25 protein-coding genes and 1 pseudogene are annotated in these 21,377 nt (G+C 56.0%); 9 read left to right on the top strand and 17 right to left on the bottom strand.

Annotated features, from left to right (window positions below):
• Positions 1 to 51 precede the first annotated feature (51 nt).
• A complete protein-coding gene (locus LSG25_RS02600; protein WP_232743163.1) occupies positions 52 to 645 on the top strand; it encodes a YSC84-related protein in 594 nt (197 codons plus the stop codon).
• Between the two features lie 74 nt (positions 646 to 719).
• Here LSG25_RS02600 and LSG25_RS02595 read toward each other — a convergent pair.
• Together LSG25_RS02595 and LSG25_RS02590 are read right to left on the bottom strand one after the other, a co-directional pair.
• Positions 720 to 1,645 (bottom strand): annotated as a pseudogene (locus LSG25_RS02595) (rhodanese-like domain-containing protein).
• A gap of 251 nt (positions 1,646 to 1,896) precedes the next feature.
• Entirely contained in the window at positions 1,897 to 2,625 is a 729-nt protein-coding gene (locus tag LSG25_RS02590; RefSeq protein ID WP_255696736.1) for an FUSC family protein, read from the bottom strand.
• A gap of 101 nt (positions 2,626 to 2,726) precedes the next feature.
• Here LSG25_RS02590 and LSG25_RS02585 point away from each other — a divergent pair, with 101 nt between their 5' ends.
• A complete protein-coding gene (locus LSG25_RS02585; RefSeq protein WP_232744539.1) occupies positions 2,727 to 3,083 on the top strand; it encodes a carboxymuconolactone decarboxylase family protein in 357 nt (118 codons plus the stop codon).
• Positions 3,084 to 3,213: 130 nt separating this feature from the next.
• Here LSG25_RS02585 and LSG25_RS02580 read toward each other — a convergent pair whose 3' ends face one another.
• Positions 3,214 to 3,786 carry an NADPH-dependent FMN reductase gene (locus tag LSG25_RS02580; RefSeq protein ID WP_232743161.1) on the bottom strand — a complete coding sequence of 191 codons (573 nt, stop codon included), beginning with the start codon at positions 3,784 to 3,786 and terminating at the stop codon, positions 3,214 to 3,216.
• Between the two features lie 290 nt (positions 3,787 to 4,076).
• On the opposite strand from LSG25_RS02580, the gene LSG25_RS20420 reads away from it, so the two are divergent.
• On the top strand, positions 4,077 to 4,295 hold the full coding sequence (locus tag LSG25_RS20420; RefSeq protein ID WP_255696620.1) for a hypothetical protein: 219 nt from the start codon (positions 4,077 to 4,079) through the stop codon (positions 4,293 to 4,295).
• Here LSG25_RS20420 and LSG25_RS02570 read toward each other — a convergent pair.
• The 4 genes from LSG25_RS02570 to LSG25_RS02555 form a co-directional block, all read right to left on the bottom strand.
• Positions 4,277 to 5,200, bottom strand: a complete 924-nt coding sequence (locus LSG25_RS02570) for a LysR family transcriptional regulator (RefSeq protein WP_232743159.1) — start codon at positions 5,198 to 5,200, stop codon at positions 4,277 to 4,279. The two genes, LSG25_RS20420 and LSG25_RS02570, sit on opposite strands and share 19 nt — an antisense overlap.
• Before the next feature lie 130 nt (positions 5,201 to 5,330).
• Positions 5,331 to 6,116 (bottom strand): enoyl-CoA hydratase, encoded by a 786-nt coding sequence (locus tag LSG25_RS02565; protein WP_232743158.1) that lies wholly within the window; start codon positions 6,114 to 6,116, stop codon positions 5,331 to 5,333.
• Between the two features lie 8 nt (positions 6,117 to 6,124).
• Positions 6,125 to 7,090 carry a tripartite tricarboxylate transporter substrate binding protein gene (locus LSG25_RS02560; RefSeq protein ID WP_232743157.1) on the bottom strand — a complete coding sequence of 322 codons (966 nt, stop codon included), beginning with the start codon at positions 7,088 to 7,090 and terminating at the stop codon, positions 6,125 to 6,127.
• Positions 7,091 to 7,093: 3 nt separating this feature from the next.
• Positions 7,094 to 8,284, bottom strand: a complete 1,191-nt coding sequence (locus LSG25_RS02555; RefSeq protein WP_232743156.1) for a CaiB/BaiF CoA-transferase family protein — start codon at positions 8,282 to 8,284, stop codon at positions 7,094 to 7,096.
• Between the two features lie 360 nt (positions 8,285 to 8,644).
• Here LSG25_RS02555 and LSG25_RS20475 point away from each other — a divergent pair, with 360 nt between their 5' ends.
• Both LSG25_RS20475 and LSG25_RS02550 read left to right on the top strand, forming a co-directional pair.
• Positions 8,645 to 8,902 (top strand): curlin repeat-containing protein, encoded by a 258-nt coding sequence (locus LSG25_RS20475; RefSeq protein WP_370635939.1) that lies wholly within the window; start codon positions 8,645 to 8,647, stop codon positions 8,900 to 8,902.
• Positions 8,903 to 8,952: 50 nt separating this feature from the next.
• The gene (locus tag LSG25_RS02550; protein WP_232743155.1) at positions 8,953 to 9,357 is read left to right on the top strand and encodes a hypothetical protein; all 405 of its coding nucleotides are present in this window, start codon (positions 8,953 to 8,955) and stop codon (positions 9,355 to 9,357) included.
• A gap of 113 nt (positions 9,358 to 9,470) precedes the next feature.
• Here LSG25_RS02550 and LSG25_RS02545 read toward each other — a convergent pair whose 3' ends face one another.
• The 7 genes from LSG25_RS02545 to LSG25_RS02515 form a co-directional block, all read right to left on the bottom strand.
• Positions 9,471 to 10,022 carry an NADPH-dependent FMN reductase gene (locus LSG25_RS02545; RefSeq protein WP_232744538.1) on the bottom strand — a complete coding sequence of 184 codons (552 nt, stop codon included), beginning with the start codon at positions 10,020 to 10,022 and terminating at the stop codon, positions 9,471 to 9,473.
• 144 nt (positions 10,023 to 10,166) lie between these two features.
• Complete coding sequence (locus tag LSG25_RS02540) at positions 10,167 to 10,931, bottom strand: SDR family oxidoreductase (RefSeq protein ID WP_232743154.1); 765 nt, start codon at positions 10,929 to 10,931, stop codon at positions 10,167 to 10,169.
• Positions 10,932 to 11,000: 69 nt separating this feature from the next.
• Complete coding sequence (locus LSG25_RS02535; RefSeq protein ID WP_232743153.1) at positions 11,001 to 12,185, bottom strand: ABC transporter ATP-binding protein; 1,185 nt, start codon at positions 12,183 to 12,185, stop codon at positions 11,001 to 11,003.
• Positions 12,182 to 13,891, bottom strand: a complete 1,710-nt coding sequence (locus tag LSG25_RS02530; protein WP_232743152.1) for an iron ABC transporter permease — start codon at positions 13,889 to 13,891, stop codon at positions 12,182 to 12,184. The genes LSG25_RS02535 and LSG25_RS02530 overlap by 4 nt, the downstream gene beginning before the upstream one ends.
• An 11-nt stretch (positions 13,892 to 13,902) precedes the next feature.
• On the bottom strand, positions 13,903 to 15,009 hold the full coding sequence (locus LSG25_RS02525; protein ID WP_232743151.1) for an ABC transporter substrate-binding protein: 1,107 nt from the start codon (positions 15,007 to 15,009) through the stop codon (positions 13,903 to 13,905).
• Positions 15,010 to 15,306: 297 nt separating this feature from the next.
• On the bottom strand, positions 15,307 to 15,927 hold the full coding sequence (locus LSG25_RS02520; RefSeq protein WP_232743150.1) for a trimeric intracellular cation channel family protein: 621 nt from the start codon (positions 15,925 to 15,927) through the stop codon (positions 15,307 to 15,309).
• Positions 15,924 to 17,192 (bottom strand): M20 family metallopeptidase, encoded by a 1,269-nt coding sequence (locus LSG25_RS02515; protein WP_232743149.1) that lies wholly within the window; start codon positions 17,190 to 17,192, stop codon positions 15,924 to 15,926. Before LSG25_RS02515 ends, LSG25_RS02520 begins: the two co-directional genes overlap by 4 nt.
• A 318-nt stretch (positions 17,193 to 17,510) precedes the next feature.
• Between LSG25_RS02515 and LSG25_RS02510 the strand changes: the two genes are divergently transcribed.
• Complete coding sequence (locus tag LSG25_RS02510; RefSeq protein WP_232743148.1) at positions 17,511 to 17,873, top strand: PAS domain S-box protein; 363 nt, start codon at positions 17,511 to 17,513, stop codon at positions 17,871 to 17,873.
• Here the strand turns inward: LSG25_RS02510 and LSG25_RS02505 are convergent, their stop codons facing one another.
• Positions 17,874 to 18,119: an NAD(P)H-binding protein gene (locus LSG25_RS02505; RefSeq protein ID WP_232743147.1), complete on the bottom strand. Its 246-nt coding sequence runs from the start codon at positions 18,117 to 18,119 to the stop codon at positions 17,874 to 17,876.
• Between the two features lie 73 nt (positions 18,120 to 18,192).
• On the opposite strand from LSG25_RS02505, the gene LSG25_RS02500 reads away from it, so the two are divergent.
• Together LSG25_RS02500 and LSG25_RS02495 are read left to right on the top strand one after the other, a co-directional pair.
• Complete coding sequence (locus LSG25_RS02500; protein WP_232743146.1) at positions 18,193 to 18,789, top strand: undecaprenyl-diphosphatase; 597 nt, start codon at positions 18,193 to 18,195, stop codon at positions 18,787 to 18,789.
• 118 nt (positions 18,790 to 18,907) lie between these two features.
• Entirely contained in the window at positions 18,908 to 19,660 is a 753-nt protein-coding gene (locus LSG25_RS02495) for a hypothetical protein (RefSeq protein ID WP_232743145.1), read from the top strand.
• Between the two features lie 65 nt (positions 19,661 to 19,725).
• Here the strand turns inward: LSG25_RS02495 and LSG25_RS02490 are convergent, their stop codons facing one another.
• Positions 19,726 to 20,094 (bottom strand): hypothetical protein, encoded by a 369-nt coding sequence (locus LSG25_RS02490; RefSeq protein WP_370635938.1) that lies wholly within the window; start codon positions 20,092 to 20,094, stop codon positions 19,726 to 19,728.
• 174 nt (positions 20,095 to 20,268) lie between these two features.
• Between LSG25_RS02490 and nadE the strand changes: the two genes are divergently transcribed.
• Positions 20,269 to 21,099: an ammonia-dependent NAD(+) synthetase gene (gene nadE / locus LSG25_RS02485; protein ID WP_232743144.1), complete on the top strand. Its 831-nt coding sequence runs from the start codon at positions 20,269 to 20,271 to the stop codon at positions 21,097 to 21,099.
• On the opposite strand, the gene LSG25_RS02480 is transcribed toward nadE, so the two are convergent.
• Entirely contained in the window at positions 21,092 to 21,367 is a 276-nt protein-coding gene (locus tag LSG25_RS02480; RefSeq protein ID WP_232743143.1) for a metal/formaldehyde-sensitive transcriptional repressor, read from the bottom strand. The two genes, nadE and LSG25_RS02480, sit on opposite strands and share 8 nt — an antisense overlap.
• Between the last annotated feature and the right edge of the window lie 10 nt (positions 21,368 to 21,377).

The following is a 21,377-nucleotide window of genomic DNA, read 5'->3' as shown; positions in this document are numbered from 1 at the left end:
TGTTTCTTGCTGACTGGCAAATACAGCACTCCAACATCACAGAGGTTAATTATGAAACAAAAACTATCGATGTCTCGCAATAAAGGTCTAGCCATTCTGGCTGTAGCAGTGGCCAGCCTGGCATTTTCGGGCTGCACCACGACCGCGCCGAAGGATCAGGCGACCGCCAGCCAGCAGCGCAGCGACATTAACACGAGTGCGAATGCGACTCTGTCCCGGCTTTACAAGTCGGCGCCCGACTCGCGCGCCCTTGTCGAACGAGCCAAGGGAGTCTTAGTGTTCCCGACTGTTCTGAGCGCGGGCTTTGTGATCGCTGCCGAACACGGTAATGGTGTCTTGCGGGTGAATGGTCGCAATGATGGCTATTACAGCACTACGGCTGGTTCTATCGGCCTCCAGGCGGGCGCCCAATCCAAGGCAATAGTCTTGCTGTTCATGACCCAAGAGGCTTTAGATAAGTTTCGCAACAGCAATGGTTGGACGGTTGGCGCTGATGCAACGGTTGCCATTGCCAATATAGGCGCCAATGGCAAAATAGACACCAACACCGCGAAACAATCCGTTGTCGGTTTCGTGCTTACCAACGCGGGTCTGATGGCGGGCGTCTCGCTTGAAGGCGCCAAAGTGCAAAAGGTCGCGCTTTAGCGGATGGGGCACTTGGCATAATTTCATAATGTCCAAGTCGTTCATGCTCGGTGATAAGAGGAATAACGACAGTTTTACGATTCAACTGAATAGCCAGCGGCAATCCATGCGTGGATGCCGCCGGCCAATGGCCGTACGCGACTGTAGCCCAGCTTCATAAGGTGCTTGGCGACTTGGTCGGAAGAGGCTTCATTGGGACAAGCGCAATACACAATGACTTCACCGTCATGCGTCATATCCAGGTCAGAGGGGAGAGGCCCTTTTATTTGCATCGGAACAGCGCCCGGTATACGGCTTTCATCCTGTGAGAGCGCAGAGCGGACATCAATGATGGTGGGCGCCGTGCCTTGCTGCAATAATTGGTGGAGTTCGTCCATAGATATGCGCGCCATGCATAAGGACTTCAGGAACTGCTGGCGCTGCCACCATTTTCTTGCAATAAACGCGAACAACGCTGCTCCTATTAAGAACAGGCCCCACTTGCCCAGATGTTCAAGGACGTTCAGCAGGTCGCCGATAGTTGTGCTAAATAGCGAACCTAGATAAATGGCTGATCCGGCCCAAAGCGCGGCGCCCAAGCTATCGAAGAAAACAAACTTCAGGCGCCGGGTTCCCAGTGCGCCGGCCAATGCGCTGGCGATGGATGCGAAGCCAGGAATAAACTTTGCAACCATCAAGGATGGCACCCCCCAGCGCAAGTAAACCTGCTCAGTCTGCCTGACGCATGAATCAGGCGAGAATGAAATACGACAGAGCAAAGACATGACTTTGCGGCCATAGCGTTTTCCTACCTGGTACCACGCGACATCAGCAATTAATGCGGCAAGCACGGCGACGAACAGCAGCAAAGGCGCTGAATAGCTGCTGCGTACCAGCAATGCGCCGGTGATGACTAGTGTGGGATAGGACGGGGCAGTGGCGTACCCAATTGTTCAATGAGTACATTGAAAAAGACAAGGGTAAGGCCGTATTGTTCGATCAGATGTAAAAGATAGTCCATTGCAGCGCTAAAGACCTTGTTGGTTAAAAAAATCTGGGCATGGCAGACGGGTTCAATAGGCAGGCCAGATGACAAATTTGAACATCATAAGTTCGATATTATGAACAATTGGTCGTAGCAATGAAGGATTGAAATGGTCTTTTGATGTACTCGAGACTCAAGGACTTGTGGTTGATCGTGTTGATAAGAGACTTAATCATGAGTCGATAGGCTATACACGAGCGAGTCATGCAGATTTATCATCTCCGTGTTCAGAAATTCTGGCAGATGGGAAAGCGGCGCGGGCTTCGTTCCTGCATGAATGGCATCGGATAGCGTTGCCAGCGCTTGTCTGGCCTCCCTCTCGCCGTCGGGGCCGAACAGCGTGCGAGCCATTTCAGGGGCGGCGTCCGCTCCCGCAGACTCCAGCGACCAGCAGGCGGACAGCACGCGGTAGCCAAGCCGCTGCGCCGCGACGACCGCGGGCCATGACCGCTCGGCAACATCGCGATGCCACAGCGTGGCGCCGACGCTGACATCGTAGGCCTGGAGCAGGGCAATGATGTGATGTGAAGATCGCGGCGTGCCCGTCGGGCAGCGCCGGTCGTAACCTCTCCTTCGGCGGCATGGCCGAGCGTCGTCGTAAGCGCCGCCAGCGCATTGACGAGTTCCTGCGGAATGCGCTCCACTACGGTGCGCAGCGTCGTCATCGCCAAGATCGCAAGACCAGTCATGCAGCCGATAAAGGTATCGACGCCGCGCACCCAAAGCACGTGCCCTACATCCGGCACGGGATGCCCGCCCGATGCGATGGTCAGGGCCGCAGCGGTGATGAACACGACGGCCAGAGCATAGTTGCGAGTCACGGTCATCTCGATGATGAACTGGAGAAGCATGAGCGTCAGGACGAGCCACAGCCCTTGAGGATGCACTGCGAGAATGACCCCAGCCAGGATCAGACCGACCAAGGTGCCGTTCATCCTTTCGACGCCGCGTGGCACCCACAATGAACTACCATTCTGCTTATATAGGATCCTAAACCAGTAACGGATGTTCACCGAGAATTTCCGCTAAATTGCTCAACAATGGAGAACTGATCATGATGCTAGATTGGAATGAATATCGTAAACAAGTGGGTGCCGGCGTCAAAGAGGTCGCCCAACTTAGTCCTGACACCATCAAAGGGTATGTCGGCCTCAGTTCGGCTGGCCAGCAAAAGAATTTGCTTGGTGCAAAAGTGCGCGAGCTTATTGCCTTGGCGGTTGCCGTCACGGTGCGTTGCGACGGTTGCATTGCCGTCCATACCGAAGCCGCCATCCGTCAGGGGGCCAGCAAGGAAGAAATTGCGGAGGCGTTGGGCGTGGCCATCTCGGTCAATGCCGGTGCGGCGCTCGTATACTCGACGCGGGTGATGGATGCGGTCAAGGAGTATCCGGCCGTTCAATCATCGCATGTCTGAGTCAGGCACAGCCAAGCGCACTGGGAGTGCGGGATTATGGCAGCCACAAGGGCGGCGACCACAAGGGTCGCCCCTACGATGCAGCGGGTACGTTTTGCAGCGACACCCCGCGTGGGCACCATTTAAACGATTAATCCTTGTTGCGTAGACTTTTAAGGGCTTCGGTCCAGCGATAGAGCTCATTGAGCATGGTGGTCGCCGAATTGATGATGAGCTCATTCGCCTTGAAATTCTTGTTCTCATCAAGCAATGTGGCAACCATGGGAATGGCAACCCCTTCCACCATTGGCATCATTTTCAAGGTTGTGACGAGTTGCTTTTCAAGTTGTACCGCGCGCAAGCCGCCCGAGACGCCGCCATAGCTGACGAAGCCGCAAGGCTTATAGTTCCACTCCTTATAAACATAGTTCAATGCATTCACGAAGGAGGGCGGCGGGCCGTAATTGTATTCCGGCGTTACGAACACGTAAGCATCTGCAGCCGAGACACTTGCGCTCCAGGCCTTCGTGTGTTCCTTTTCATATTGGCGTAACGCCGGATGGTGAGGTTCGTCGTACAGCGGCAAATTGAAATCGGCTAAATCGACAAGAACGACCTCAAACTCGGAATGTTGGGCCGCGTAATCATTGAACCAATGAGCTACCGACGGGCCGACCCTACCGGGCCGGGTACTACAGATAATGACGTGAAGCTTAAGCACCATAATGAGGGTCCTTGATTGTAGTGTTGCCCGGCCTGGAGCCGGACAGAAAGCCTGCCTTACTTGCCTGATTTGAGGGCAGTATAACCACCTCTGGCCGGATCGCTCAGGCTAAACCATTGCTGCATGGTTTGTCAGTGATTTGTCCTGAATGGCCGGTGAGGCATCTATGCTCAGCAAGGCGTATCATTAACTTTACATAATATACATTATGCGTATATTATTGGAGCGCCTTCGCAGGCACATGAATAAGTAAGTATGCTTGTTCATGTGCTTTGCCTTAGCTACTTAAGTTGCGGCCATTCACCCGCAGGACACCATTACCATGTTCGCCAGCGATCACAAAGCCTGCGCTAAGTAAAGAGCCGCTGTCTGATGTAGTGCTCGCCCGCAAATTGGCTCGCGAGGGAGTTGTCGTCGCACGTAGAACGGTGTCGAAGTATCGCGCCCAGATCAAGTGTCCGACAGCAGAACTGAGAAAATCCATCTCAGTTCATAAGGACTGTGACTGACGCGCCTCCACGACTTGAGGGTCATTCAACAGAATCTCGGAGAACTGCCGGACTAGCGTGGATTGATCTCCTGTTTCGGCACGCAGCACCAAATGCAGCGTTCGTTCAGCCCAGACGTCTGTTATGGGTAGTGCAAGAAGTTGTCCCTGCCCGGTAGCCGGACCGGCAATGCTTGCAGGCACAATGGCGACGCCCACACCGGCTCCGACCATGTACAGCGCTGCGCTGAAATTGTGTACATGCACCCGGACTTTCATGGATTTTCCAGCCAGGCGTGCTTGGTTGGACAAGAACAGGAAGTTGCTGCTTGCGCGTTGCATGGACACCAGGTCGTGGTCCAGGATCTCTTCAAACACTGTGCGAGGCGCGCGTGCCAAGGGGTGGTCGGGAGGCATTACGCAGACCAGCCGGTCTTGCGCATAAAGCCGGCGCTCCAGGCTGGGCAAGGGGTCCAGATCTGAGCCAATTCCGATGTCGGCCACGCCCTCCTCGATTGCGCCACTGATTTTCAGGCTTTCCTGTTCTTTAAGATCAACATTGATTCCCGTATTGCCGGTAAGAAACCTGGCAAGACTGGGTATCAGGAAGCCATTGAGCGAACTGCTATTGGCCAGCACCCTGATGGAGCCGCGCAAATTGCCGGAATAGTCGCTGAGCTCTGTGTGCATGGTCTCAACGCTCGCCAGCAGTTTCTTGGCATGGCGGGCCAGAACCTCTCCCGCCGGTGTCGTCGTCATCCCTTTCGAGGTTCGCACGAATAGCCCGCTGCCCACCGTGTATTCAAGGTTTTTCAGTCGATAGCTGGCCGACGAGGCCGTCATGTGCATCGTGGCTGCCCCGGCCGAAAGGTTCTGAGCCTGGACGATGGCAAGAAAAAGCTTCAAGTCTTTTAGTTCGTAGCGCACAAAATAATGTCCCGTTGATCGTTACGCAAACAGCTTGGCCAATAATGATAGGCTTTTTTACCGCGCAAACGAAAAGCCCCCGGTTCTTGCATAAAGGAACCAGGGGCATTAAACGATGACGGTCGCGCCACTAAACGGACTTCTGTTTTGCCTTGATGAATTCGCCCATGTACTTCTGCGGCTCACCTGTATTGAATGCCTGCGCGAACTCGCGCACGCCATTCAAAATGGAGGTTTCAAGTGGTTCGTTCTCCCATTCGCGCAACAGTCTTTTCTGCTGAGCCAAGGCGGCTGGCCCCAAGCCAGTCATCATTCGGGCCACGCGCGTGACCTCTTCGTCCAAATCGGTCAGTGGTACCACGCTGTCAAGCAGCCCCCAGTTCAGGGCCTTGTCGGCGTCCACAATCTCGCCCGTCAACAGCATCCAGCTGGAACGCGCCGTGCCAATTAGTCTGGGAAGCAAAGCCGCCTGGATAATGGACGGAATGCCCACCTTGACCTCGGGCATACCCATTTTTGCCGCGTCCGCGCCAATGCGGAAATCGCACGCCAAGGCAAACTCCATACCGCCGCCCAGGCACCAGCCTGGAATGCGCGCGATCACCGGCTTGGGAAGCAGGCGTATCGCGTCGGAGAGTTTGCGAAGGCCATCGATGAAAGCTGCGGCGCGCTGCATGTCGAAGTGGGCCATTTCTTTGATGTCGGCGCCGGCAATGAATGCCCCATCACCCTCACCCCGCACGACCAGCACGCGGATGTCGTCGCGATCGGCAACATGGGCCAGTGCCTCGGTCAGTGCGCAAATGACCGGAGTGCTTAGGATATTCAGCTTTCCGGCATTCTGGATACGCAGTGTTCCAGTGCCGCTATCATCCACCGACAGATCGGCGTGTTCAGACCAAGTATTTTCGCTCATCGTTCACCTCAAAGCTTTTCAAAGCCAATGGCTTGCACGACGCCCTGCCATCTTTTGTTGGACTCTTCAATGATTTTCTTGAATTCCTCGGGGCTTGTATGATCCGGGACGGCGCCTTGCTTTTCGATCAGATCGATCACCTTGGGGTCGGCCAAAACCTTACCGACCGCTTTGTTAAGGGTTTCGAGCACGTCAGCGGGAAGCTTTGCCGGTGCCGCCATGCCAAACCACGAGGGAGTATTCAATTGTGGGTAGCCGACTTCCGCATAGGTGGGAACGTCGGGCATGCTCTTCACACGGCTAGGGGCCGCTACAGCAAGAGCGCGAAACGTGCCGGCGGCGATCTGGCCGGCGGATGACGGAAGGTTGTCGAATACCACATCGACCTGACCACCCAGAAGTCCGGCTAACGCTGGCCCCAGGCCGTTGTAGGGCACGTGGAGCATGTTGGTTTTCGTCACGCTCAGGAAACGTTCGCCGAACAGATGGCTATAGCCCCCAAGCCCGGATGAACCAAAGGCGAGCTTGCCTGGCTTCGCCTTCAACACATCGAGCAATTGCTGGAAGGTCTTGATGTTCGACTTGGCACTGACGTCCAGGACGCCCAGCACATTGGCCAGGTTGCTAATGGGAGTGAAATCGTTGATGGGATCGTATGGCGGCTTGCTTCGGACGCTGGGGTTGACGGCGTGCGAGCTCTCCACGGCCATGACCAGGGTGTATCCGTCGGGCTTTTGGCGTGCGGCATAAGCGCTGCCCACGGCACCACCAGCCCCAGGCTTATTGGCGACCACGACGGACTGCCCCAGGACATCGCCGAGCTTGGTCGCCACAATACGGGCAATCAGGTCTGTGGTCCCACCCGGTGCGTACGGAACAATGAATTCGATGGCCCGATCCGGATAGGCGGCGGCCGATATGGTTGAAAATGAAAACAGGCATGCGGCGATGCCGACTTTGATGTGTTTATGCATTCCTTATCTCTCAATATTTGTATTCAAGCATTCGAGTACCGACGCGGTATGCTCGCCCAGTAATGGAGGAGCCGCGGGATACGTGCCGTCTTCTTGGTTTCCGGCCAACATCGGATTTTTGACCAGCTTTATTTCACCCAGCTTGGGATGGATGATTTTTTGAAGCATTTGACGGTGCAGAACTTGCTCGTCCTGAAACACTTCTTCAAGCGAATTGACCGAACCCCAGGATATGCCCAGCTTATCGAGCTCTTCGGTCCAGTATTGTCGTGGTTTCGTTGCCAGTATTTCACTGAGAATGGTTCGCAATGCGGCCAGATGGTTGATTCGGCCGCTGTTCGTTTTGAAGCGGCCATCCTGGGCAAGCTCGGGCCGCTCACAAAAATCACAGAAACGCGCAAATTGCGTGTCATTGCCGATTGCCAGGATGAAAAAGCCGTCACTGGCCTGGAAAACCTCGTAGGGAGCCAAATTGGGGTGCGCATTACCGCTGCGCCGTGGGCTTGAGCCCGACACCAGAAAATTGGCGGCCTGGTTGGCATTCAAGGCGACGGCCACATCCAACAGTGCCAGATCCAGCCACGCGCCCTCGCCTGTTTGCGTGCGCTGAAACAGGGCGGCCAAGACTGCGGAAGTGGCATACATTCCGGTGGAGATGTCCACCACGGCGACACCGGTACGCAAGGGGCCGGCACCCGGCGCGCCATCGGCCGGGCCCGTGTAGCTCATCAAACCGCCAAGCCCCTGGAAAATGTAGTCATAGCCGGGACGATGCGCCTTGGGCCCGGTTTGGCCGTATCCCGTAATAGACGTGTAAATCAGCCGTGGATTCACCGCCTTGACGCTATCGTAATCCAGCCCGTACTTTCCCAACGTTCCGACACGGAAGTTTTCCACCAGCACGTCGGCATCACGAATCAGCGCCAACAACTGCTGCCTGTCGGCTTCTTGAGTGAAGTCCAGCGCAACGGACTTCTTGCCGCGATTGCAACAAGTAAAGTAGGCGGACAAGGTGTCGCCTTCCACGGATTCCAGATATGGCGGCCCCCAGCCGCGCGTATCGTCACCGCTGCCGGGTCTTTCGATCTTGATGACTTCCGCACCCAGGTCGGCAAGATTTTGGGTGCACCACGGGCCAGCCAATATGCGTGACAAATCAACTACTTTTACGCCCTTCAATGCCGTACCCAACATATGCCAGCCTCATTCAAATAGTGCCTGGAAGTCTAAGACGGAAGCAAATGTGTGGCCAGTTGAAGTTTTCGTTGGCGGCGTTCGAATTTATTCAACACCTTGCGAATCGACTGTGTTCATACGTTCGAATTACGCCATAAAGCCACGTGGGATTAAATCGCATGCCCTATGTTGCTGCCCCTTTCTCCTATCTAAGATGGGATCCATTAAAGGCAGTTTCAACATGTTTTTAAAAAGCGGTAGTTGTGAGCAATAGGCAGAAAAGCTTGGCCAGAATAAAACAATAAAGCAGGAAAAATCCCCACTAACCGTGTCGTGGTAAAGCCGGGATGAGCACTCAAGACAATGTGAATCTGCAATATGCCAGCCTGCCTTCGCCGAAGAGAAATAACCAGTCGTTCCACTCAGGAACAAGGTGGATCGCAAACGGTGAGGCTGTATCAGAACGCCAGCAATAACAACGCCACTATTACCCAGGACGGTTACGGAAACTCGGCTTTTGCAAGCCAGGATGGAAGCTTCAATGCTATGTCAGTCACTCAATATGCAGGAGCCCCGCCGCTCAAGGTTACTCAATACAACAGCGTCGGAGCCTATGCGAAAGTAATCCAGTGCTAAGACCGCTGGGTTAGGGTGTATTTCAGGTCTTAAATTTGAGGAGAATCACAATGAAAATCAGTCTTTCAGCACTTGCGTTGGGTCTGGCATTCGCATTCGGGGCGCCCGCCATGGCGTCGAACGGCGGCAGCATCTACCAAGCCGGCAGTGACAACGATGCAGCCATTACCCAGACCTACAACGACTACGCGCTATCGTCGATTGACCAGCGGGGCAGCGACAATACCGCCAAATCCGACCAGCACGACACCTTTGCCTACACGAAAAGCACTATTGGCCAGGCCGGCAGCAACAATTTCGCCAAGGTAGACCAGCATGACGGCGGCAATATGGTCTCTTATATTGCCCAGACGGGCGGCAACAATAACGCCAGGGTTACTCAAACCGGCTGGAATCAGACTGCCAGCATAATTCAGTCGGGCTGGGGCAATACGGCCAAAATCACACAGCACTGATATGTATCGACCTTGTCAATTACTTTATCCATTTTCCTCGAACGCGAGGCTCATTGATCGGCGAGCCGCGTTCGGGCGCCTTTAGCATAATGCGCTTTGACTTGCCTGCGATATTATGATTTCACAAAATCGACGAAATCATGCACGAACTGCTGTAATTGCGCCTTTACTTTCTGATCGATGAGATCGCCTGCATCGTTAAATACGCTTCCGGCGCGGGACACCAGCAGACGGCCGCCAAACCACGGGCGCACGCCCAAGGTCCGCAGCACAGGCAGCCAGGCCGCCTGAGATAGGACCGTGCCGAATCCGCCGGGCGACGCGCCCGTGATGGCAATGGGACGATTGCCAAACACGCGGGCAATGTCAGCCGAAGGCCGAGACAACCAGTCGATGGCATTTTTAAATACGCCAGGCATCGAATTATTGTATTCCGGCGTTACCAGCAGCACCCCGTCGCAAGCCATGATCTGGCTTTTCAAGACCTGCACTGCGGGGGGAATACCCTCTTTTTCCTCAATGTCGCCGTCATACAGCGGAATCCCTTTTATGGTCGCTATTTCCAAAGTGGAGCCATCGGGCATAACTCCGGCGGCCGCGCGCAACAGCGCCGCGTTAAACGAACCGGAACGTAAACTGCCTGCTATCCCAACGATTTTTGCCATCAGGCTCTCCCCTCTAGGCATACTTTGCTCAGGGCAAGGATTTATACCCGTGAGGTTTTTGAAGCTGGAACTAATTTGCCCATCGCACACGCACGTACATTATGCGATATCTAAGGTTTTTTGGATATTTGTTGAAACCCTTTTTCAACCGCGGCCGACAAACGGCATATTGCTCGCCATGACCGTCATATTGAGTACATTGGTCGTCAGAGGCATGGCGGCGACAAGGCGCACCGCGTCGGCAACGTATTTGACATCGAACATAGGCTCTGCTGCCGTTTGGCCGTTGGCTTGCCGCACGCCTTTGGACATACGAGCCGAAAGTTCTGTCAAGGCATTGCCGATGTCAACCTGGCTGCACACAATGTTGTACTCGCGGCCATCGAGCGCAATGCACTTTGTCAGGCCCAGCACTGCGTGCTTGCTGACGGTATAGGGAGTGCTGAGCGGACGCGGCGCATGGGCCGAGATGGATCCATTATTGATAATACGACCGCCCTGCGGCGTTTGTTTTTTCATTAATCCGAATGCCGCACGGGCACACAGGAACATGCCGGTAATGTTCGTATCGATGACATTGGTCCAGTTTTCAAGCGGTAGCTCATCGATGGTTAGCGCTGGAGCGTTGATCCCGGCATTGTTGAACAGTACATCGAGCCGCCCAAAGTTTTTTTCGATCTCGGCAAACAATGCTTTCACGCTCGCGGCATCGCGCACATCGGTGGGTACAGCCAGCGCGTGCTGCCCGGCGCCCTTCGCCGTTTCGGCCAGTTCGACAAGCGGCTCCGGCCGCCGTCCGGCAAGCACGACGGTAAAACCGTCCTGCAGCAGCGCTTGCGCCACTGCCCGGCCGACACCGCTGCCGGCTCCGGTGACAAGCGCGATTTTGGATACAGGGGAAGAAGTCATGAACAGTCTCGGAAAAAATGGAATAGGGAAAAACGCCAGATCAGGCAATGAGCAAATTCTTGGTCACGCTTAGTCGATCAGAGGGGCCGCTAGCACCGGTTTTTGCATGGACCGGGCAACATGCTCCGGCTCGGGTAATGCACCTGGCTCCAGAAGAACGCAATGTTCGGGATTGATGGACAGATAGGCGGTCGAACCCTGCGTCAGGGTCTCGGCCTTGGTTTGCCGGATCACAATTTCGCGGTTGCCCCAATCGACATGCACCTGTGTCAGATCGCCCAGAAATACGGCGCGCCTGACGACGACAGGCCAGACATTGATCTGGTCCGGTGGCGGCTCGGCACTTAGCTGCAGATGGACGGTGCGCACCGACATCATGGGGTCCGGTCCGGGCGAGCGGTTGCAGGCGGTGCCGTGCACGATATTGCCGCCGTCGGCTTCCAGTGCGATCAGCCCATCCTGGGCCAGATCGTGGCGCAGCCGGCCACTGATCAGATTGGCGGAACCGACGAAATCCGCAACGAATGCGGTGCGGGGATAATTGTAGATCTCGCCGGGGGATCCAGCCTGTTCGATGTGGCCGCCACGCATGACAATGATATTGTCCGACATGGCCAGCGCCTCTTCAAGATCGTGCGTAACGTAAACCGATGTGACACCCAGGCTATGTTGCAGTTCCCGCAGTTCGATGCGCATTTCCGAGCGCAGCTTCGCGTCCAGGTTGGACAGTGGTTCGTCGAACAGCAGTACTTGGGGTGAAAAGGCGCACGCCCGGGCCAATGCCACGCGTTGCTGCTGCCCGCCGGACAGTTGTGAAGCGTTACGGCTTGCATAGGCCTCCATCTTCACCAAGGCCAGCGCCTGGCCGACTTTTTCCTTGATTTCGGCCGCGCTCTTGCGCCTTACCCTCAGGCCGTAGGCCACGTTCTCGAATACAGTCATGTGCGGCCAGATCGCGTAAGACTGGAATACCATCGACAGTCCGCGCCGCTCCGCCGGCAGGTTGATGCCCTGCGCGGCATCGTACATGGTGCGGCCGCCGATGTGGATCGCCCCCCCGCTGGGCCGTTCCAACCCGGCAATCGCCCGCAATGTCGTGGTCTTTCCGCAGCCGGACGGCCCAAGCAGCGTTAGTTGCTCGCCCTGCTTGACCGAGAAACTCACTGGACCAACTGCAAGCGTGGAACCATAGTGGATCGTTAGATTTTCGACCTCGATTTCCGGCCGTTCGGCTTTCTCTTGTTGCAACATCATGCCCCTCCATACTGCGAAGCCCGGCGCGTGATCAGTGTGAACACGACCATCACCACGCCCACAACGACTGTCTGTATTAGCGCCATCGCCGCCGTCAGCTCGGAACTGCTCGAGAAAAAGGCTTCAACGATGGCAGGTGTCATTACCTTGGAATTCGGCCCCATCAGAAGAATGGACGCTCCGAGTTCGCGTACACTTGCCACGAACATCAATAGCCACGCGGCAAGAATCCCGGGCCGCAGCAGCGGAGCGGTAATGGTACGCATACGATAGCTCCACGATGCGCCACTGACCTGGCCGCATTCGTCGAGGCTCTTGTCGAGCTGCACGATCACGCTCGAAATTGTACGCACTCCCAGTGGCAGGAATACAGTCAGATAGGCAATCAGCAGGATCCAGAAGGTACCGTAGATCGGGATCGGAAACACCAGCCAGGCCCACATCATGCCGAACGCGAAGACCAGCCGCGGAACGGCCTGGGGAAACATGACTATGTATTCAAGCGCCCCGCGCCCCGGCATGTTGCTGCGCTGAATGATCCACGACAGCAGTCCGGTTATGGCGACCCCTATCGTTGCGGTCAGCAACCCGAGCAGAAGGCTGTTCCACAGCGCCGAGCGAACAGCGTTCAGGGAAAAAGCGGTGCGATAATTTTCCAGCGTGAAGTTGTCAATTTTTGGAAAGGCTACGGCCAGCTTCTGCACCGAAGCATATACCAGCGTCGCCACTGGCAATATCACCGACAGGAACACGTAGGCCATGCAGATGGCGAACAGCGCCCAGCGCAGCCAGCCCACGTCCATGATACGGGGACGGAACGCCTTGCCGCTGACGGTGACGTAGCTGCGATTGGCGATGATGCGCCGATAAAGGGTAAGCATCAGGAACATTGCGGCGAACAGCGAAACCCCCATGGCGGCGGCCAGCGGCGTGCGCGGCGGGTATTGCAGCACAAACTGATAGATGGCGGTTGTAATGACATAGAATCGCGAAGGTGTACCAAGGACCAATGCTGCCGAGAACGAACCCAGCATCTCGGCAAACACGAAAATCGTCGCACCCAGAACCCCGGGCGCGACCAGCGGCAACGTCACCTTCAACATTGTGCGCAAACGGCCCGCTCCAATGATCTGCGAGGCCTCTTCGAGCGACGGGTCCATCGACTTCATTACGGCGCCGATCATGACGAACGCGACCGACCCCTCGAACAGGGCCATCACCCAGGCGATACCGACCGCCGAGTTGATGTTGATCAGTGCACCCTGCCCGCCCATGCTGCGCCAGAGTTGATTGATGAAGCCGCTTTCCGGAGCCCCCAGAAGATTCCAGGCCAGTGCCCCCAGCAATGGCGTGACATAGTACGGCACGACCATCATCTGTTCCAGCGTTCGCCGGAACGGCACATTGGTGCGAGTCAGTATCCAGGCGATCAGAAAGCCGAAAAACAGCGCCACGGCCGTCGCCATGAAAGTCACGCTCAGTGTGTTGAGCATGATTCCCCAGTAATCCGACATTGCGGCAAAATTGTCGAATCCATAGGCGGTCGGCGGCCGGACGCTTGAGTCGCCCACATCGAGCGATGCCTGCACCAGATAATAGATGGGATATAGAACAAAAATGGCTACCACGGCGACAACCATTGCCATGGGGGCCATTTGGCCGGACAGCACCCGGCGAGGTGCGAAGCGTATTTGCGCTGCGAACATGGGCCGAGCTCCTACAGTCCGAGCATGGAGTTCCATTCCTTCATGAACTGGCCGTGACTGGCTGTGAAATTGGCCATGTCGGTCGGAACCAGTAGTTTGAAATCGCGCAATCGTTCGCCGCCAGGCATGGGTGGCGCGTCTTTACGCACTGAACCGTAATAAAGGTATTTATTGTTCTGGTAATGCGTCTGCCCGCGGATCGACATCAGCCAATCAACGAAGAGTCGAGCGGCTTCGGGGTGCGGCGCCTTGTCGACAATCCCGTTGAGCATTGGTGCGGCGGGAAGCCCATCGCTCGGTGCCACGAAGGTAACGGGTGCGCCCTTGTCCTTGACAAGCATATAGCCGGCGTATTCGGCCAGCACGCAAAGCTTGTCGTCGCCCTTGGATAGACGGTCGAACACCTGCGCGCGGGAATCGAAGCCGCGTGGTCGAAGCTTGGCAAATTGCTTCCAGAAGTCGTCGCCGTAAAGGCGGCGCAGCTCGTACCATTCGGCGAACTGCATGCCCGAGGTGGATTGCTTGGCGCTGACGGAGTTCTTCCATATCGGATTGAGGACGTCTTTCCAGGTTTTGGGAGCATCAGCCGCCTTCACCAGATTGCTGTTATAGGCAAGGCCGGCGAAACCCACAGCGACCCAGAAATAGTCACCGGCGGGCGAGCTGAGATGCCCTGGATCGTACGCATCGGCTTGTGGCGAAAGGTATCGCTGATAGCCGCCGCGCTTCTGGAAATCGAGCGCGGTCGAAGGTTCGGAGAACTGGATGACATCGGCGTCGTAGCGCCCGGCCGAGCGCTCAGCCAGTATTTTGCTGAACAGTGCGCCGTTCTGCGCGCGCACATACTTGCCTTTGATTTTGGGGAAGTCTTTGGTGAAGGCTTCGATGATACCGGCGGCGGCGGGCTCGCTGTCGTGAGTGTAAAAAAGGAATTCGCCCTCCTTCTCTGCCTTCGCGATGTCGGCGCCCGTAGTGAAATTGAGCACCTTGGTTACTGGGCGGGTCTGCGCCACTGCGTTCTTTGGCAGCAAGCTGCTTAAAGGGAGCGCGGCAAGGGCCAGGCCGGCCTGCAGTGCGTCGCGTCGTGTAATGTGTCTTGTTTCTTTGTTTGTTGACATTTGTTCCACTCCTCCTTGAGGTCCTTGTCAGACCGGGTTTTTACCTACTGAACCAAACGGTATTTCCTTCCAGATATGCGCGCATTACTCTCACGGCGTACTCTCCCGCGGCACTGAAGAGTACGTAACACTGGACAAAATCCGTTGTAAACCATTGCCCTGCTTATGTTTTCAGCTTAGAACAAGATGTATGATGTCATCTTGAAATACTAATATATCACGTCTATTGCCCGTGGCAATAACTATTTTTTTACCCCAGTTCGCCGCTCTTTTTTTACGGTGGCACGCGGTCGATTTCTAGTCGTCCTTGGCAAACCGGGGAAGATTCCAGTGAAAGCGCAGCGACAGGTAGCGAATTACAAAACACAAGACTATTCCCGCCCAGGGAACCCAGCGCAAGGACCAGCCCAAGACTTCGCCGCCGGTCTGAAATACCGCCGCAATGAGCGCCGCCGAGGCGTAGATTTCCTTTTGCAGGATGATCGGCGTGCGATTCAGAAATAGATCACGCAATGCGCCGCCACCCACCGCCGATATCATGCCAAGAATGACGGCCGCTTCCATGCTGTGACCATAAGCCAGGGTTTTGTGGGCGCCAAAAACGGCAAAAAAACCCAGCCCCACGGCATCGAACAGAAGTACCGGGTGGGAGAGTTTTTGCACCAGTTGGCCGCAGCCTATGACCACGCCTGCCGCGACGACAGACAAGGCAAGATAACGCCAATCCGACAAACCCGCGGGCGGCAGCGCGCCTATGCATACATCCCTGATAATGCCCCCGCCGCAGGCAGCCGTGTAGGCCAAGGTGATGATGCCGAATAAATCCAGCTTTTTTTGATGCGCGGCAACGGCCCCGCTGATGGCGAAAGCGAATGTGCCTATCAGATCGAGCGAGGTAAACAAGGCATATATGCTCACTCCTTTTGCCCCTTCCCGCACAGCCAGGCCGATGTGGCCGTCAGCATCGCTTGCAGCCCGGCTTTCAATGTGGGGTTGAGTGCCGGAGCGAATCTGGGTGAATGATTGCTGGGAATGGCATTCAGTTGCTTCGCTTCCCTGGCCTTGATGTAGGTTTGGGCGTCGGTGCCTCCCACAAACCAGAAAACATAAGGCACTTTCCAGGTGCGCCCGAAAACGCTGAAGTCTTCGCTGGCGCCGGCAGGCTTGGTTTCATATGCGCGCTCGCCGAATTGCGCCTTGAATGCCTGGGCTACTTTTTCGGTCGCCTCCACATCGTTTCGGGTCAGGGGGTAAGAGCTGAGCGTGGTGAATTCGGGTTCCCGCGGGGCGTTCGACGCGGCGCATTCCGCACAGCAGATCCGCTTGATGGCGGAAAGCATGGTGTCGCGCACGTCTTCGTCATAGGTACGTATGTTCAGCTTGAGCGTGGCTTCGTCCGGAATGATGTTTTCCTTGGTCCCGGCCTGCAAGGACCCAATCGTCAATACCGCGCTGTCTATCGGAGCGATTTCGCGTGACACGATCGTTTGCAACCGCATTGTGGTCGATGCCGCCATGATGACCGGGTCGATGGATGTTTGCGGCTGCGAGCCATGCGAGCCGCGACCAAAAAGCCTGACCTTCATGCTGTCGCCCGCGGACAGGATGACACCACTGCGATAGCCTATGGTGCCGGCTTCCCCTACCATAACGTGCTGGCCCAGAATGATGTCCGGTTTGGGAAAGCGTTCGAGCATCCCATCGTCGATCATGCCTTGCGCCCCGCGCCCGACTTCCTCGCCGGGCTGGAAAACCGCCAATACAGTACCCTTCCACACATTGCGGTGCCGCGACAAAAGCCGTGCCGCACCCATCAGCCAGGTGACGTGCATATCATGGCCACAGGCGTGAGACACGTCGACCTCGATGCCGTCTTCGTCCTTGGCTTTGACGGTACTGGCATACGGCAAGCCAGTCGCTTCGGCGACAGGAAGCGCATCCATGTCGGCACGCAGCATGACCGTGGGGCCTGCGCCATTTTTCAAGACGCCGACCACCCCTGTCAGGCCAATCCGGCGCGATACCTCGAAACCCTGGGCAGCCAGATAGTCGGCCGCAATACCCGCAGTGCGGACCTCCTGCATGGAAAGCTCAGGGTTGCGGTGCAAGTCTTTATAAATGGCTTCCAGTTCGGGAAGCAATTCCTGGGCGCCTATGTCCAAAGCCGAGGTCAATGCATTCATGACATTCTCCCTTCCTGTTGTTTGAAATGGATCAGGCTGCCCACCGTTGGAGTGCTGCGCGGTAGTGCAAATCATACGCTCAGCCCGGATGGAACTCCACGCGCCCTGCCCATAGACCCACAGCGCGGAAAACTCCAGCATCCTACGTACCCGGACGTCGTAGAAGTTTGTCCTGATCCTTCTGAATTGCCAGTATTTTTCTTGATAAATATGCGAGAGAAAGCCCTGATGAAATGAGTCGCTTTCAAGTCAAAAATGTATACTGTATTCTTATAAATCAATTCGTTACGATAATATTCTTATTTAAATTCTAAATTCATGACTGAACTTCACACCCTGGCTCTTGAACAGACTGCCGATGCCGTCATCGTTATCGATACTCAGGGAATCATTCGTATCTGGAACCAGGCTGCTGAACACTTGTTCGAGTTCAGCGCCGCCGAGACCATTGGCATGAGTGTCGATCTGATTATCCCCGAGCGTTTGCGGGAAGCTCATTGGCGAGGTTTTTCCCTGGCGATGGCCACCGGCAAGACTCGACTGGGCGGTGCCCCCACCCGGACGCGCGCCTTGTGCAAATCGGGCAACAGGCTTTACGTGCAAATGAGCTTTGCCGTCATTCGCGACGCGTCGGGGCAATCCGTCGGCTCGGTTGCCATGGCGCGGCGGATGGATTCCTGATCAATAACCCACAGTGAAACGCCGGCGCGAATGGGCTGGCTTTTCGAGTTCGTCCATCATCGCCACCGCATAGTCCTGCAGGGAGATTTTGCTATCGCCCTGCGCGTGACCACTGAAGGCGCTGATAACGGCATCATGGCCTCGCAACTGAGTGGCCAGCGTCGCTTCGTTGAGAACATCGGTTTGTACCGCCCTCAGGTTCGCATGTGCATTTACTTTGTCGGGATGGGAAACGAGTGCGGTCACCTATCCGGCAACACCCGTGTGTGCAGTCATGCCGCTCAGTATCAGCTAAGTCTGGCCCTGTACTGTGCCGCATATGGAAAAACTCAATATTGCGCTGTTTCTGCTGATCAATGCGCCACAGCACCCTCATGCGGCATTGCTTGCGATTGCACAGGCGCTGGCCAACTACGTCATCTGGATCGTGCCGGCCGTCTTGGTGCTTGGCTGGCTCAAGGGGAACGATAGCGTACGCAAGATGATGTTCGAAGCGGCCGCTTCAGGTTTGGCGGGGCTGCTTGCCAATCAGGCGATTGGGCTGGCGTGGCAACATCCCCGTCCCTTCATGATTGGACTGGGCCACACATTCATCGCACATGCCCCCGACTCCTCATTTCCAAGCGATCATCTAACCCTGCTTTGGGCTGTTTCATTCAGCTTTTTAATGCATCCCCGTTTACGTGCTGGCGGAGCGGCCTTGGCCATTCTGGGCTTGCCCGTTGCCTGGGCGCGCATTTACCTGGGGGTGCACTTTCCCCTGGATATGGCTGGAGCGGCAGTGGTCGCGGCTTGCAGCGCAGGGTTGTGCTGGCGGGCTGGATGCCGCGTCATGGAGCCTGCCTTTCGTTGGGCCGTGGCGATATACCGCATCGCGTTCGCGCCGCTGATCCGGCGGGGCTGGGTGAAATGGTAGCGCCCTGCCCGGCACCCGGGTTTTCTCAGCCAGGTCGGCAACCGTCGTTGCCCATTAATTTCCTACCTTGTTTAAGCGAGCTATTATGAATACGCCCACGAACCAAGATATACGGACGATGCTGAACAAAGTTCCGGAAGTCACAATTTTCTTCTGGGTCATCAAGATCATGGCGACTACGGTCGGAGAAACGGCCGCCGATTTTCTCAACGTCAATATGCACCTGGGCTTGACCGGGACGTCCATTGTCATGGGGGTGGTTCTGCTGGGTTTTCTCCTTGTCCAGCTTCGGGCCGGCAAATACATTCCCTGGATCTACTGGGCTACCGTAGTCCTGCTCAGCATTTTCGGCACGCTTCTTACCGATAATCTGGTCGATAATTTCGGTGTGTCGCTGCAGGCCACCACGGCAGTGTTCAGCGCAGCACTGGCAGCAACATTCGTCAGTTGGTATATCAGCGAAAAAACGCTTTCGATCCACACTATTTGCACCACCAGGCGCGAGCTTTTTTATTGGGCGGCAATCCTCTTTACGTTTGCTCTGGGCACTGCGGCCGGGGATTTGGCCGCGGAAGGCCTGCAGCTTGGCTATGCGGCATCGGCGCTGATCTTTGGCGCGCTGATCGGCCTGGTTGCCCTTGCACACTATGCCTTTGGGGCCAATGCAATAGCGGCATTCTGGATAGCCTACATTCTTACCCGCCCCTTCGGCGCATCGTGCGGCGACTTTCTTTCTCAATCGCCCGATAGTGGCGGACTTGGCCTGGGCACGGTCGGAACCAGCGCCCTGTTTCTTGGAACGATCTTTGCGCTGGTGTCGTATTTGACGGTCAAGCGCAATAAAGTCTCAGTGCCGCAGGAAGAGGTATGAGCAAGCGGCCTCGCCATAAATAGCAATCTGCTGGCTTGTGAATCGAGCCTATCGCACGCCCATTATTAATCGTCGTCGTCCTCTTCTTGGTGATGGCGGCTCCATTTTCTATTCCAATCCCTATCTCGCCAATGACGATCTTCCCGCTCCTCATAGCCCGGGTATCCATACACAACGGGCGGCCCATAAACTACGGGCGGCTCCCTATACACTACGGGAGGCGGCTCGCGGTAGACGACCACCGGGGGCTGGATCACAGGAAGGGGAATACCGAGAAATACATCAAGGTCGACATGGGCGGCAGCAGCGCTGGACACGCTTGCCGCTGCAATTCCAGTCAGTATCAAAATGCCGAATCGTTTCATTTTTTTTGCTCCAGTCCCAAGTTCATGCAGCGTGGCCAACTTCTTGGACAATGAGGAAAGTCTACTCATTAATAGTCCAGGGCTGTGAAACCGCCACGTGATATTTGTACTTGTCTGTAACTGCCCCCTTCAATAGGCCGTGCATTTTCGCCAGTCGCTCGCGAATGGTCACATTGAGATATTATTTTGCCTGACAAGGCTCATTTTTCTTTCAGACCAACCCTAGCCCAGAAAGGCCCGACCGTGCCAACACCAGAACAACGCGACATTATTGCCGAACTTTGTGTAAGCAGCGCCTTTGACGCGGAGCGGGAAATCGAGCGCCGCGTAAAGTTTCTCGCCGATTATCTGCTGTCCACCCGTCTTCACGCCTTGGTCCTGGGCATCAGCGGAGGCGTGGACTCCCTGGTGGGCGGATGCCTGTCGCAACGAGCGGTGGAACAAGCCCGTCATCGCGGGCATGCGGCAACTTTTGTGGCAATGCGCCTGCCTTACGGCGAGCAGCACGACGATCACGACGCGCGAGCTTCTTTGGATGTGATCAAACCGGACAAGACTGTCACAGTCAATATCAAGCCGGCCAGCGATGCCATGTTGGGCGCTTTGCTGGATGCGGAAGTGGAGTTTCGCGATGCCGCGCAGCAGGATTTTTTGTTGGGAAATATCAAGGCGCGCCAACGCATGATTGCTCAATATGCGGTGGCTGGAGCCCATGGAGGACTGGTCGTCGGCACCGACCATGCCGCGGAGGCGCTGATGGGTTTCTTTACCAAATTCGGCGACGGCGCGGCCGACCTTACTCCACTGACAGGGCTATCCAAACGGCGCGTGCGGGCACTGGCCCGGAAAATGGGCGCACCCGATTCCCTGGTTTTCAAGGTGCCCACGGCGGATCTTGAATCGCTCTCTCCCTTGAAGCCGGACGAAGACGCTTTCGGCGTTACGTATAACGAAATTGACGATTTTCTTGAGGGCAAGGACGTCTCGGCGCACGCCTATGACATCATCCTGCGCACTTACCGAAATTCCGCGCACAAAAGAGCTCTGCCGGCGATCCCGGAGCCGGTTATTTAAGGTACGAGCGCAGGGTACGCACTACCTGCTCCACATCGGCCTGGCGCTGCCGGGGCGGCACCTTATCCGCCCCCAGGTGCTCGCGGATGTGCCCTTCCAGGACCTCAGTCATCAAGCCATTGACGGCTCCCCGGATAGCGGCGATTTGCTGAAGCACTGCGGAGCATTCCGCTTCTTCAGCGATTACTTTTTCCAATGCTTCCGCTTGCCCTTTAATACGCCGGATTCGAGTTAATAGCCGTTTCTTGTCCCGTAGGGTATGTGACATATTTTTCCTA

Origin of the sequence: Paralcaligenes sp. KSB-10, assembly GCF_021266465.1 — a bacterium.
Lineage (GTDB): Bacteria > Pseudomonadota > Gammaproteobacteria > Burkholderiales > Burkholderiaceae_B.
The sequence above is the reverse complement of the archived record's forward strand: the minus strand, read 5'-3'. Positions and strand labels throughout refer to the sequence as shown.